Genomic DNA, 13,937 nt, shown 5'->3' with positions numbered 1-13,937 from the left:
TAAGAAAGAAGCTTTTAAAATGGGACAAATTAAAGTTGAAAAAAATGTTGGTGGAATTGAAGGTTTAGCAGTTATCACTCCAACTGTTCACGGTGATGACCGTGGATACTTCATGGAAACTTTTAACCAAAGAGATATGATGGATGCTGGCTTCAGCATTAACTTCGTTCAAGATAACCAATCAAGCTCAACCAAGGGTGTACTCCGTGGTTTGCACTTCCAAAAGAAATACCCACAAATTAAGTTGGTTCGTGCTGTTCGTGGTAGCGTATTTGACGTTGCTGTTGACCTTCGTAGCGACTCAAAGACTTACGGTAAGTGGTACGGTGTTGAATTGACTGCTGAAAACAAGAAGCAATTCTTAATTCCACAAGGGTTTGCTCATGGTTTCCTTGTTTTAAGTGATGAAGCAGAATTCTGCTACAAGGTTAACGATTTCTGGCACCCAAACGATGAAGGTGGTATGGCTTGGAACGATCCTGAAATTGGTATCGAATGGCCACATCTTAAGGGTGATTACCCAGGCAGTCCAGATGCTAGTGGCTACACTCTTGATGACGGTACTAAGCTTACTTTATCTGACCGTGATCAAGAATGGAAAGGCTTAAAGGATACTTTTAAGTTTTAATTAGTGAGGTAAATTAATGAAAGTTTTTGTAACTGGCGTTAATGGTCAACTTGGCCATGACGTAATGAATGAACTTGCTAAACGTGGCTATGAAGGTGTTGGATCAGACTTAGCACCTGAATATGCTGGTGTAGCTGACAGCACCGTTGTGACTAAGGCTCCCTACGTTTCTTTAGATATTACCGATGCAGACGCAGTAGACAAGGTTATTTCTGAAGTAAATCCAGATGTTATTGTTCACTGTGCTGCTTGGACTGCAGTTGACATGGCTGAAGATGACGATAAGGTAGCTGCTGTTCGTAAAGTTAACGTTGATGGAACTCAAAACATCGCTAATGTTGCTAAAAAGCTAGATGCTCCAATGGTTTACTTATCAACTGACTACGTCTTTGATGGTCAAGGAACTACTCCTTGGGAACCTGACTTTAAGGGTTACAAGCCATTAAATGTTTACGGTGAAACTAAGCTTGGCGGAGAAGAAGCTGTTGCTAATACCTTGGACAAGTACTTCATCGTTCGTATTGCTTGGGTATTTGGTGTAAATGGTTCTAACTTTATTAAGACAATGCTTAAAGTTGGTTCAAACCATGATGAAGTTAAAGTTGTTAGTGACCAAGTAGGTACACCAACTTATACTTTTGATTTAGCTCGTTTATTGGTAGACATGATTGAAACTGATAAGTACGGCTACTACCATGCAACTAATGCTGAATTACCAGCAAGTGAAGGCGACCATGACGAAAATGGTACTAAGACCGGCTATATTTCTTGGTACGATTTCACTAAAGAAATCTACCGTCAAGCAGGCTACAAGACTAAGGTTACTCCTGTAACTACTGAAGAATATGGCTTATCAAAGGCTGTTCGTCCATTTAACTCTCGCTTAGACAAGAGTAAGTTAGAAGAAAACGGCTTTAAGCCACTTCCAACTTGGCCAGACGCTATTAGCCGCTACTTGGACATTTTAAAGGCCGACGGCTTCTTTGATGAGTTAGGGAAGTAAAATATAGAGGAAAGAGCAAGCTCCTTTTTTGGAGGCTTGCTTTTTTGATACCCAATATATTTTGCAAAGATGAGAGATGGAAAAATGTTTATATAGAAAAAACATCAATTAAGTCCTGTCATTGACATTCGATAGTGAAAGCGATTATATGGTTATTAGGTAATAAAAGATTAAACTTTGTTGATTTGTTAAAGGTTTATTTTGTCTAAAAAGGAGAAAATGGGAATGCAGTATTTTCCATTAAATAAGCAGTCATTGCTTGATGATTTTTCAATAAATGGTGGTTGGATTGAACTGAAAGAGGATATTAATCAGACAGCTCCTCAAGATGAATACAAATTTGGAACGCTAAAATATGAAAACGGAATAGGTGAACTATCTCTTTTTCAAGGATGGAGTTTAAAAATTAAGGCTATCACATCTCATATGTCACTATATAGAAAAAGTAATATTTTAGGTTATATTGCGAATGATGCAACTAAGTATATATATATTCCTGAGATTTCAATAACCCCAGGGCTTAGTATGTTACATCTTACTGCTGTTGCTTATGATGATTGGCATATGAATAGATTCTCTATTATAGATTTTTTCCCTAATAATATGTCAAAAAAGATATTTAATATAGTATTGTTAGATTTTACTTTATTAGATGATTGGATTAAACCGTATTTTAGAATGGAGACATCATATCCAGATTTACAAACAAAAGTGAAGTCTGTTGATCCAGGTGTATTAGCATGTTTTACGTATAAAGACCAGCTTTTTAAAGTTGAATTAATTGGATATATAAATCAAGAACACAATCAAAATGATAAGTATGTAAACTACAAAAACGACTCTTGGATTTTAGTTGAGGGAGAAAATGATATTTCTTCTGATCAGGCAATCTTCTTTGCTACTGAATTAAGAAAAATGTTCTCCGTAGTATTAGGGCGTCCCCTTAATACTACACAATTATCTAGGAAAGGATTTGATAAAGATACACACAAATCACTTACAGAAGATATCTATTTCCTTGAAATGAGATATAAACACAATAATGATAAGTTATCTATCTATGAAATGTTTCGAGAAGAACGCGATATTCAATTAGATAATTTGATTCCAAATTGGTTTAATAAGAGTGAAAACTTTGATCTGCTCATCCAAGATTATCTCCTAACTATCTCTTATAATGAAACAGTTCAAAATAAATTAATTAATCTTACTGAAGGTATTGAAGCATATTATCGAGATGAAAAAATCAGCTTATGTAAAAAGATAAAAAATATGCTCAAATCTTTACCTACTTATGTAATAGATAAGTTGGAAGAACACGTAGGAAATATAGATGAATGGGCCCAAGCTATTAAACAAACAAGAGTATATATTGCTCATGGAGAGAAAAAGGCAAAAGTAATTGATGATATTATAGAGCTCTCACAAGGTGTAAATGCTCTCCAATACTTAACGCAGTATTTCATTTTACAAGAATTGGGTATGAAAATAGATTATAAGCAAATGGTTGGCATGGTTTTAGATGGTTGTTTTAATACTGAAAGATTATAATGTGTGTCTAGAAGTGTAGAATGTAGTGAGTTGCTAGTTGAGTGAGTAAGTTTAAATATTTTGATGATTCTTATTTAATACTTTCTGTAGAAAAATTTGAAATATCAAACGAAGAACCAGAAATTTAGATAATATTTTGACTTTTTTATATTCAAAATATGAATATAATATGCTTGCACATTCAATTGATTTAATTAAAAAAGGTACATAATGAAGATGAAAAAATTTTCTAGAACAGAACTATACAATGAACTTTTAACAAGTACTTTGAAAGATTTATCTGAAAAATACCATATAAATTATCATAAGTTTAGTGTTTTTTGTCATCAAAATAATATACCTATTCCTGGATCTAAATATCGAATGTATTTGAAAATGAATAAAGATACTACGGGATTGGTTGAGCCTTTACCTGCTGCTCAAAGCGATATTATTTATTTTGATACGGAGAGTAATAAAAAACTTGATATAGAAAATGAGTTAAAAGATTTAAACGATCTACAAAAGACTAAGCAAATAGAGCAAGTATTGAATGAATTTAAATATTCGTCTAAAAGATCTTTAAGTAGTAAAGTTAGAACCTTTAAAAAAAGTGTAAAAGAGTGGAAAGAAAAATATCCTAATGACGAGCATAAGTATGAATGGTATAAGTGGTATTCAGATGAGAAAAAACCAAAATTTATGGAAAATATTTCGCCAAAAGAATTGCCTAGATTATATCGAATATTAAATGCAATTTATTTAGTACTTGATCAATTAGGCGAAGAAATTACAGATGATTTTACAGTAATTATTGGCGGAAAAGATGAAGTTTATTTTGATATTGTAGAGTTAAAAAATCAAGTAGAACATAAAATTACAAAAAAAGAACAGAAAGCACTAGATGAGTATGAAAGAAATTTAAAGATAGGACGTAGTTGGGCATCTAAACCTCGAATAAGAAAATATGATCATCCATATAATGGAAAACTAAAGCTAGAGTTTAATGACTATCCATATCATGCATATGTTAAGGATGCAGACAACGGACGATTAGAAGAGAAAATCCCTGAGATAATTATAAATTTCTATAAGGCATATATAAGTGTGAGAGATAAACGCTTAGAGCAGGAATATGAGAAACAAAAGAAAAAAGAAGAGAAAGAACGAAAAAATCAAAAGGCTAAGCACATTAATGATAAAAAGGCTCGTGTTAAGAAATTAGTAACCGAGGCTCATGATTATCAGACCGCAATGCAGATTAGGAAATACGCTAGTACAATTTCGAATAAAAAGTATAAAGATTGGGTTTTACAGAAGGCAGATTGGCTTGATCCTAGTGTGGCAAGAAATGATGAAATTTTGGGGTTGAGAGACTATAGCAACGATTTGGAAAAGTATCTGGATGATTTGCTGAAGATGGAAGATGACTTTGATTGGTAATGGAACGTAATTTTTAGCATGAAAAACTCTGAAGAATAAATATTACTCTAGCTTGAGGAGGTTAAATTGAATATTAAAGATATAGAAAAAGATATATTGACTAAAGCAGAAAATAATATAAATCCTAATACTAGTTCTCAACTTGCTCGAGAATTACAACAAAAGTGGGGAGAATATGCTTTTGATATAACTAATAAATTACAAAAACAGGGATATTTAGTAAAGTGTAACTTTTTTATGGGTGGTAACTTTTGGTTAGGATACCTCACGCCATTAGGTACTGAATATTTAAAAGAATTGAGTCACTCAGTTAAAGCAGAAAATTCAAGTGTTTATCAAAACAATTTTAATTCACCAGTTTCTATTACTAATTTTCAACAAGGAAATCATAATGTAATTATTGAGGAGAAAAGGGAAGTTGACTATTCTGCTCTGCTAAGTACAATTGAGAGAATTAATGATTTAAAATCATTGTATATGAAAGCACAGGATTATAATCCAGATTTTTATAAAACGTTGAATGAACTACAGCAGGGTGCCGAGAAAAAAGAGCCATATGGAAAATTGAAGAAACTTTGGAATAAATTACAAGATATTCTAGCGTCCAATAGTGTAAGTAATATTAGTAGCATAATTTCTACGCTTATTAGTGTATGTACTGCTTTTAAATGATTGGCATCCTTATACTTAGTGTTTTTTTAATATCATCAACACAAGTCATCCCTCTTTTGTAATTTAAAGGTCCGATGATTCTGTGATGAGCAGGAAAAGTAAGTTTTTAATTAAATAGTACCGAATACAAGATCAAGCAATTTGTGCCTGGTCTTTTTTTGATAGAAAAATAATGAAATTTTTTAATAACAGTAAAGAAAAACTGCTATTTAATATTTCTAATATTCTTTATAAAAGGTAAAATATATTCTTATATAGGTAATAGAGGAGAGTAATAAGTGAAAAACAAACTTGGATGCATTGGTGTAATTGTACTAATACTTTTGATGTTAGCTCGTTGTAGCTCGTGTGCCCAGTCGGATGTAGATAGTGAGTTACACGAAGCGGGAATTTATAAAGTTGAGATAACCAAAGTTCAAAGTAAAGATGGAGATTTTATATTAAAAGGTAAAACTGATGCTCCGGATGGTAGTAAGATTTTAGCGCAGGGAACATATGTTAAGGAAGAAAATGAAGCTTCTGCAGTTGATGATGATAACTATGCAAAAGTAAAAGATAACAAATTTACTATGCAGCTAGACACAAATAATTCTACTGAGAAAGAAATTGAAAAGGGAGTAAAAGTTAAGGTTAGAATTTTTGCTATAGAAAAATATTCAAAAGATTTTGACGATTATTATTTGACTAAAAAAGTACGTAGAATCATAGCAAAAGAAATTGATCCAGTCACCTTAACGGTAACTAAGAAAATGTCTGATCATTATGTAGATGAGGATGATTCTGATGAAGAAGACGATTCGGACAGCGATTCCGATCAGGATCAGTCAAAGACAGAAGATGAAGAGGAAGATAAGAGTAAGTCAGAATCAGAAGAGTCTGAAGATAAAAAGGAAGATACCAGACAGTCAGAGGACACTAAGGAAAAGGCTAGCTCTCAATCTAGCACAGACACTAGTTCAGCGAATAAAAATAGTGATGCTTCAGCTGGAGAAAACACCAATAATTCAGATGAATCACAGGCAGGAAAAATTTATACTGGCAATTCGAATAAGATTGTTGGAAATGCACGAACTCACAAATATCATGTTCCGGGACAAGCAGGTTACAACATGAATGCGGCAAATGCTGTTTATTTTAACTCGGAAGAAGAAGCTCAAGCTGCTGGATATGTGAGATCAAAGCGGTAAGAGAAGAGAAACTTAACTATAAATAAATAGAAGTTCTGTCTATCTTTTTCTCACTAGTTTTTATCTCTGCATGATGAACATATTTATCACTAGTCCATTGCAATAGCAATGGACTTTTTCATGCTTTCAAAATTTGTTTGCATCCCTCCGGTGCAAAAGATAAGTTTAATGTAAGCGGTTAATTCAATAGTATAAACATGTAAAGAGAAAAAGAAATAATTGATTATAGGAGGAATTCAAAATGAGTAAGAATATTTTATTGATTTGTGGTTCAGGTGCTTCGTCAGGTTTTATGGCAGCAAATATGAGAAAGGCTGCTAAGAAAGCAGGATTAGATTATAAAATTCAAGCTAGAAGTGAAGCAGAATTAGGAGAATACGCTGATGAAATTGATGCTTTAATGGTTGGTCCGCACTTAAAAGCAGAATTTGATGCAATAAAAAATGAAGTTCCTGATAAAGTAAAGGTTATTTTGATGAAACCAGATTATTATTCAATTTTAGATGGAAAATCTGCAATTGATGATTTAAAAACACAATTGGAAAATTAAAACGGTAAATCAGAAATGAGGTAAATAAAATGAATGGCTTCATGCATTTTTTAAATACAAAATTTGCACCTGGCGCTCAAAAAATAGCCAATAACGATTGGACAGTTACAATAAAAAATTCAATACTAGAAGTATTGCCATTTATCTTTGTAGGATCGTTTATTACTTTATTTAATATCCCATTAAACTTTTGGAAATGGTGGCCAGATTTAGCCCCGATTAGTAGTTTTACATTTGGTTTAGTCTCAATATTTATTGCATTTCTATTTCCATTCAACTTAATGGAACATAAGAAACTAAAGAAACAAAGAATCATTGCTGGATTATCGTCCGTTGCTTTGTTTCTCATGTTAGCCAATCCTATATGGGATAAAAGTGGAGCAGTTGTTTCTTATCAGTTTTCAGAATTTGGTGCAGGTGGTATGTTTGTAGCCCTAGTTGTAGGAATATATACTGCACTAATTATGGAAACATTTGGAAAATTTTCTTTCTTTAGTGAAGATACTTCGATGCCAGACTTTGTTATTGCATGGTTTGATTCAATGCTCCCAATTACCGTAGTGGTGGCAACAGGTTGGATCTTAACTTATCTTCTTCATTTTAATTTCTATAAATTGATTGTTGATCTATTTTCACCACTGGCTAATTCACTGAATACGTGGTGGGGATTTACCTTATTCCTATTCTTTACTTGTTTTATTTATTCAATGGGAATTTCTGGTTGGGTACTAGCTGCAGTAGATCAACCTGTAATGTTAGCTGGAATTGCCGCTAATGCGCATCAATATGCTAATGGACAAACTGTTACCCATATTTTTACAAGTGAATTAATTTATAGTTTTCCATGGATTGGTGGAGTCGGATGTACTCTCCCTTTGGTTTTACTAATGTTGTTTGCATGTAAGTCCCGTAGAATGAAAGCTTTAGGTAAAGCATGTATTGCACCATCAATATTTAACATTAATGAACCAGTTATTTTTGGTACGGTTGTGTGGAATCCATATTTAATGATTCCGCTATGGATTAATGGTTTGGTTTTACCTTTAATTACTGCATTTTGGTTTAAAGCAGGTTTATCTCCAATCCCGCATTCTTTAATGCAAATGTGGTACATTCCATTTCCATTTGTAACTTGGATTGTAAGTCCAGCAATAAGTTCTATTATTCTACTAGTAATTTTATTTGTAGTTGGAACCTTAGTTTGGTATCCATTTCTCAAGGTATATGATAATAGCTTAATTAAGGATGAATTAGCATAAATTTGAAAAGAGGAGAATATAAATGAAGGAAGAAACAGAAAATAAATCTGTTAAAGATACAATGGAAATTATACTTCATGCCGGGGATGCAAGAGAATTCATAGCTGATGCGATTGATAATGTAGCAACTTATGATTATTCCAAAGCCGAGGAAAATATGAGGAAAGCTGAAGCAGAGTTGGTAATTGCACATAGATTACAAACAGCAAAAATCCAACAAGAAGCTGAAGGGAAAAAAGTACCATACTCAGTCTTATTTACCCATGCTCAGGATACTTTAATGACAATTAATAGTGAGTTTAAATTGATACAGCATCTAATCAAAGTCTTTAAAGCAAGAGATAAAAGGGAGGGGAGAATCTGATGGTTATTAAAATGCGTGACAATAAGTATCCATATTTTCCAAAAAATTTCTTATGGGGCGGTGCACAAGCTGCAAGTCAAGCTGATGGTGCCTATCAAGAAGATGGGAAAGGACTAAATTCTTCTGATGTACAACCTTATCTGAAAAATAAATCAAATGCTGAAATTCAAAAGATAGAACAGGCCGGAATGACATTAGAAGAAGTGAAGAAGAATAGTCAAGATACTGCTAATTACTATCCAAAAAGATTTGGGATTGATTTCTACCATACTTATAAAAGAGACTTAAAATTGCTTGCTGATGCGGGGGTTAAAACATTTAGAACGTCATTAGATTGGTCAAGAATTTTTCCAAATGGGGATGATCCAGAACCGAATGAAGCGGCATTAAGGCATTATGATGAAATGATTGACTATATGCATCAACTTGGTATAGAGCCAATTATTACTATGAATCATTATGAAACACCCATAAACATAACATTAAAGTATGGTGGCTGGCCTAATAAGCAAGTAATTCCAATGTTCGAAAAGTTTGCTAAAACGCTACTCGATAGATATGGCAGTAAAGTAAAATATTGGATTGTTGTTAATCAGATTAATATGGTTCAAATTGAACCGTGGCTTTCGGTAGGTGTAACTTCAGATCAGTATGATAATGAGGAACAGGCTTTGTATCAAGCTATGCATAATCAATTTGTGGGAGCAGCTTGGGCTAAACAATATGCAAAGTCTTTGCATAATCCCAATCTTCATATCGGAACTATGGTCGCTGATGGTCCAGTCTATCCTGCAACTAGTAATCCAGATGACGTAATTCTGGCAATGCGTCAAAATCGAATGCAGTATTTTGTAACTGATGTGCAATTTAGAGGAGAATATCCGCAATTTGCTCAGAACTATTTTGAGGATAATGATATTAAGTTAGATATTACAGCTGATGAGATGAAGCTGATTAGGGAAAATCCAATGGATTTTCTTGCAATTTCCTACTATTACTCAAAAATGGTTGATTCAACAAAAAATAAGTATCAAGTAAACGATACGTCTGCTAATCCTAATTTGAAAGAGAGCGATTGGGGATGGGCTATTGATCCGCAAGGGCTTTATAATACCTTATCTCAATATTGGGATCGTTATCAAAAACCAATTATTATTGCTGAAAATGGATTTGGTGCATATGACGAATTAGATAAAAATAAAGAGGTTCATGACTCATATAGAAGTAGTTATTTAGGTGCCCATATTGAACAAGTAGGACGAGCTATTCATGATGGAGCCAATGTTATTGCATATTGTATGTGGGGACCAATAGATATTGTTTCATGTTCATCCCAACAAATGTCTAAAAGATATGGAATTATCTATGTTGATTTAGACGATGAGGGAAAAGGTAGTGGTAACCGTTATTTGAAAGATAGTTATTATTGGTATAAAAATGTAATTTCTTCAAATGGTGCGAAGATATAAAAATTGAACTGGGGAGGATAATGTCAAAAATGGAAAGAAAAGAAAAACTTTTACAGTATTTGCAGAAAAAATCCAGGATGGCATACCTCTCAGGAATTAGCTGTAGAAATTGGTTCTTCTAAACGGACGATAAAGAATTATATCTCACAATTAAATAGTAGAAATAATCTCATCGAATCAAGTGTTAGAGGATATAAGTATACCGCCGATAAATTGATATCTCCCTCATCTTGGACTTCTCAAAACAATATACCTACTAATAAAGAAGAAAGAGTAAATTATATTATTAATTTTTTTATTAATAGTGCTTCTACAGTTAATCTATATGATCTATCCGAAAATTTATTTGTCAGTGAAACTACGGTATTATAAGATTTAAAGACCGTTCAAGCTAAAGTTGAACGATTTAACATGAAACTTAAAAAAGACGGTGATTTTTGGCACTTAATTGGAAATGAACGTCAAAAAAGAAGTCTATTAAGTTCATTAATTTATGAAGAAACTACTGGAACTTTTATGAATAGAAGTATTATTCAGGATAACTTTCCTGATATTGATGTTACGTCTTTACGTTCTACTATTTTAAAGACCTGTAGTTCAAACAATATCTATTTAAATACATTTGACTTAAATAATGTTTTACTGCATTTTGCTATTGTAATTAGCCGACTTCAGACTGGTCATTTGATGAAGCAAAATGAAGTAACGAAGATAACAGATAAAAAGGTTATTGATACGCAAGCATATAAAATTGTTTCAATTATTGAAGAAGAATTTAATGTTAACCTTGAAGAACCTGATCGTAAAGAACTCACACTAATACTACAGGCATCCCTTAATGGAAATAATAAGGTTGAAGATGATATTAGTGTAGAAACGAAGAATTTAGTAGATGATCTGATTACTTATGTTTGGAAAACTTACCAGATTGATTTAAATAATGAAAATTTTAGAGAACGCTTTTCTCTTCACTTAGATAGACTAATTACACGGGCTTTGACTAATAAAGTAGAACACAATCCTATTGTAAGCAATATAAAAATATCCTCTCCCACAATTTATGAATGTGCTGTTCTTATGGCTCATAGAATAGGTGAAAAAGTTGGTATTCAGATTGAAGATAATGAAATTGCTTATATTGCTCTTCATATTGGAAATGCCATTGCCGAACAAATGTCAGATAGACAAAAATTATCGGTATTAGTTCTAATGCCGCAATATTATGACAATTCAGCTGTTCTTTCAAATAGGCTGCAGTCACAGTTTTCGACTTATATTAATGTTAAAGGAATAATATCAGATCCAAGTCAGATAAACCAATATGCTCCTAATGTTGATATTTTAATTGTGGTTAATTCAAATTATATTGATCACAATATAAGTACAGTTAATATTTCTCAATTTCTATTGGTAGAAGATATTCAAAAGTTAAATATAGCTATTACAACTAAGCAACATCAAGTTAAAAAAGATAAGTTTCAAGAAAGCTTATTATCATTTTTTGATAGCAATAATTTTGTCAAATCCGATAAGTTAAAAAATATCGATGCAGTGTTCAATCTTGTTTCAAGTAAACTAGAAAAGCAAAAAGTAGTACAGTCTGACTTTAAAGAAAGGTTGTATCAGCGCGAGCAAATGTCCAGTACGGCTTTTGGAAGAATTGCAATTCCCCATTCGTTAGATATGTCTGCTCAAAAAAGTAAAGGATTTATTGTTGTGAACCCGCATGGAATTAAGTGGAGTGGAGGCAATGAAGTGTATCTAGTCATTGCATTAGCAATTGATCCAAATAATAAACAATTGTTTAGAGAAGTATTTGATGAATTGTCAGATATTGTCACTGATATTAACAATGTAACGGAACTTATAAAGTGTAAGAACTATAGCGAATTTATTATTAAACTTGTAGAGCTGCTGTAACATTAAAAAGATAGGTATATGAAAGTGCGAGTAGGAAGCTAGCGTGATTTTATGTGAGATTCGCACTAGAATATACCTATTTTTTTTGATACAATTTATGTAGAAATATAATTGTATATTTTTGAAGCCCTATATCTAGTCTAGAAAATTAATTTCAACTAAATATTGCGGTCGCACCTCTCGCGGGTGCGTGGATTGAAATTTGGGCACTAGAGAATGTCAACTATATGTTGAATGTCACATCTGTCGTAGGTGTAGTAATAAACAAAACATAAATTAAGTTTAGAGGCCGTAAGAATTAGGTTCTAAACTAAGGAAAAGAGTCAAATTTGACTTTTACTAAAAAAACCTATTAAATCAGGACTTATGAACGCCAAGATTGAAGTGCCTCATAATTGTTAGACATAAAATCTAATAATTATGAGGTATTTTTTTATGACCAAATATTCGACTGAATTAAAAATTGAAATTGTTTCCAAATATTTAAATCATGAAGATTCAATAAAAGGTTTAGCTAAACAATATAATATTCATTGGACTCTTATTCGTAGATGGATTGATAAGGCTAAGTGTCAAGGTTTAGCTGCCTTATCTGTTAAACATACTAAAACTACTTATTCTTCTGACTTTAGGCTAAATGTGGTACGCTACTATTTAACACATTCTATTGGAGTTTCAAAGGTAGCGGCTAAGTTTAATATTAGTGATTCTCAAGTATACAATTGGGCTAAAAAGTTCAATGAAGAAGGATATGCTGGGCTGCTGCCTAAACAGAAAGGTCGGCCTAGGAAAGTGCCTAAAAAGAGTAAGAAGACAACTAAAAAGTTAGAACTTAGTGAAAAGCAAAAGTATGAAGAAAAAATTCTTAAGCAGGAAGCTGAATTAGAAAGACTTAGAGTGGAAAATCTTGTCTTAAAAAAAGTGGCTGCCCGATATCCACGTTATCCAACAAACAAAAAACACAATTAATACAGGATATTCGGGCAAAACACCATCAAATTAAACTTAAGGTCTTATTTAAAGTGCTCAAATTAAATAGAAAGACTTACTATGACAATGTAAAAAATAGAATTAATCAAGCTGATAAGTATGCTTTAGTAAAAGAGAAGATTCAAGAAATCTATTATGGCTATGAAGGACAAGAAACATATGGTTATCGTCCTATGTGGGGAGCGTTAAGAGATGAAGGATTTAAACTTTCTCTAGAAACAGTACGTAAGTTAATGAGAAGTTTAGGAATAAAAACAACAATTTATCATAAAAATACTGGTAAATATAGTTCGTATAAGGGTAATGTAGGAAAGAAAGCACCAAATATCCTAAATCAAACTTTTGATGAAACAATCCCCTATAAAGTTCTTCATACCGATGTAACTGAATATAAACTAACTAGCGGCAAGAAAGTTTATATTTCTCCTGTAGTAGATGAGGCTTCTTTGGAGATTCTAGCTTGTGCAGTAAGTTATTCTCCTGAAATGAAAACTATTTATAATATGCTAGATGAACTAGCAGATAATCTTCCACCAGGAGCTGCTCCTATCCTTCATTCAGATCAAGGCTTTCAATATCAGAATCCAGGCTATCAGGCTCGACTAAAGAAAATGAATATAATCCAAAGCATGTCCCGAAAAGGAAATTGTCATGATAATGCACCAGGAGAAACGATATTTAATTTAATGAAGAGAGAAAAACTGAATCGACTTAAGATTGGAAGTTTAGAAGAGATGAAGGAAATTCTGAAAGATTATATTTATTGGTTTAACAATGTTAGAAGATCAAACAAATTAAAATACACGACTCCTGTAAAATACAGAAATCGTGTATTATCAAATCTTTAAAATTTTATAAATGTCTAACTTTTCTATGGCACTTCAGATTTAATAGGTTTTTTAATTTCTGTGTTTTTACAGAC

Annotated in this window: 13 protein-coding genes; all 13 read left to right on the top strand. The window is 32.5% G+C overall.

Annotated features, from left to right (window positions below; translation table 11 throughout):
- Positions 1-19 precede the first annotated feature (19 nt).
- The 13 genes from rfbC (at position 20) to H0I41_RS05400 (ending at position 13,863) form a co-directional block, all read left to right on the top strand.
- Positions 20-628: a dTDP-4-dehydrorhamnose 3,5-epimerase gene (gene rfbC, locus H0I41_RS05460; RefSeq protein WP_004897504.1), complete on the top strand. Its 609-nt coding sequence runs from the start codon at positions 20-22 to the stop codon at positions 626-628.
- 16 nt (positions 629-644) lie between these two features.
- A complete protein-coding gene (gene rfbD / locus H0I41_RS05455; protein ID WP_135014746.1) occupies positions 645-1,631 on the top strand; it encodes a dTDP-4-dehydrorhamnose reductase in 987 nt (328 codons plus the stop codon).
- 225 nt (positions 1,632-1,856) lie between these two features.
- Positions 1,857-3,182, top strand: coding sequence for a HEPN domain-containing protein (locus H0I41_RS05450; RefSeq protein ID WP_162222161.1), 1,326 nt, complete (start codon positions 1,857-1,859; stop codon positions 3,180-3,182).
- A 210-nt stretch (positions 3,183-3,392) separates the two neighbouring features.
- A complete protein-coding gene (locus H0I41_RS05445; RefSeq protein ID WP_135014750.1) occupies positions 3,393-4,604 on the top strand; it encodes a hypothetical protein in 1,212 nt (403 codons plus the stop codon).
- 66 nt (positions 4,605-4,670) lie between these two features.
- Entirely contained in the window at positions 4,671-5,276 is a 606-nt protein-coding gene (locus H0I41_RS05440) for a hypothetical protein (protein ID WP_135014752.1), read from the top strand.
- Between the two features lie 278 nt (positions 5,277-5,554).
- On the top strand, positions 5,555-6,463 hold the full coding sequence (locus H0I41_RS05435) for a sunset domain-containing protein (RefSeq protein ID WP_135014754.1): 909 nt from the start codon (positions 5,555-5,557) through the stop codon (positions 6,461-6,463).
- Positions 6,464-6,704: 241 nt separating this feature from the next.
- Positions 6,705-7,013: a PTS sugar transporter subunit IIB gene (locus H0I41_RS05430; protein WP_095183254.1), complete on the top strand. Its 309-nt coding sequence runs from the start codon at positions 6,705-6,707 to the stop codon at positions 7,011-7,013.
- Between the two features lie 29 nt (positions 7,014-7,042).
- Entirely contained in the window at positions 7,043-8,272 is a 1,230-nt protein-coding gene (locus H0I41_RS05425; protein ID WP_135014756.1) for a PTS sugar transporter subunit IIC, read from the top strand.
- Between the two features lie 22 nt (positions 8,273-8,294).
- The gene (locus H0I41_RS05420; RefSeq protein ID WP_135014758.1) at positions 8,295-8,636 is read left to right on the top strand and encodes a PTS lactose/cellobiose transporter subunit IIA; all 342 of its coding nucleotides are present in this window, start codon (positions 8,295-8,297) and stop codon (positions 8,634-8,636) included.
- Positions 8,636-10,105 (top strand): glycoside hydrolase family 1 protein, encoded by a 1,470-nt coding sequence (locus tag H0I41_RS05415; RefSeq protein WP_228099768.1) that lies wholly within the window; start codon positions 8,636-8,638, stop codon positions 10,103-10,105. The genes H0I41_RS05420 and H0I41_RS05415 overlap by 1 nt, the downstream gene beginning before the upstream one ends.
- A 57-nt stretch (positions 10,106-10,162) precedes the next feature.
- On the top strand, positions 10,163-10,477 hold the full coding sequence (locus H0I41_RS09480; RefSeq protein WP_135014763.1) for an HTH domain-containing protein: 315 nt from the start codon (positions 10,163-10,165) through the stop codon (positions 10,475-10,477).
- Between the two features lie 144 nt (positions 10,478-10,621).
- Positions 10,622-12,025 (top strand): BglG family transcription antiterminator, encoded by a 1,404-nt coding sequence (locus tag H0I41_RS05405; RefSeq protein ID WP_182094495.1) that lies wholly within the window; start codon positions 10,622-10,624, stop codon positions 12,023-12,025.
- 435 nt (positions 12,026-12,460) lie between these two features.
- A protein-coding gene (locus H0I41_RS05400; protein WP_117285382.1) for an IS3-like element IS1223 family transposase occupies positions 12,461-13,863 on the top strand; the annotation gives its coding sequence in 2 pieces (ribosomal slippage) (positions 12,461-12,935 and positions 12,935-13,863; 1,404 coding nt in all).
- Positions 13,864-13,937: the final 74 nt, after the last annotated feature.

The sequence above is a fragment of the Lactobacillus johnsonii genome (assembly GCF_014058685.1).
GTDB lineage: Bacteria > Bacillota > Bacilli > Lactobacillales > Lactobacillaceae > Lactobacillus.
Note: the sequence above shows the minus strand (reverse complement) of the source record. Positions and strands in the feature narration are given on the sequence as shown.

Bases quoted from the DNA above. Each gene is read 5' to 3' on its own strand.
- H0I41_RS05415 (WP_228099768.1), top strand. From the start codon at position 8,636: ATGGTTATTAAAATGCGTGACAATAAGTATCCATATTTTCCAAAAAAT.
- H0I41_RS05420 (WP_135014758.1), top strand. From the start codon at position 8,295: ATGAAGGAAGAAACAGAAAATAAATCTGTTAAAGATACAATGGAAATT.
- rfbC (WP_004897504.1), top strand. From the start codon at position 20: ATGGGACAAATTAAAGTTGAAAAAAATGTTGGTGGAATTGAAGGTTTA.
- rfbD (WP_135014746.1), top strand. From the start codon at position 645: ATGAAAGTTTTTGTAACTGGCGTTAATGGTCAACTTGGCCATGACGTA.
- H0I41_RS05450 (WP_162222161.1), top strand. From the start codon at position 1,857: ATGCAGTATTTTCCATTAAATAAGCAGTCATTGCTTGATGATTTTTCA.
- H0I41_RS05425 (WP_135014756.1), top strand. From the start codon at position 7,043: ATGAATGGCTTCATGCATTTTTTAAATACAAAATTTGCACCTGGCGCT.
- H0I41_RS05445 (WP_135014750.1), top strand. From the start codon at position 3,393: ATGAAGATGAAAAAATTTTCTAGAACAGAACTATACAATGAACTTTTA.
- H0I41_RS05405 (WP_182094495.1), top strand. From the start codon at position 10,622: ATGAATAGAAGTATTATTCAGGATAACTTTCCTGATATTGATGTTACG.
- H0I41_RS05430 (WP_095183254.1), top strand. From the start codon at position 6,705: ATGAGTAAGAATATTTTATTGATTTGTGGTTCAGGTGCTTCGTCAGGT.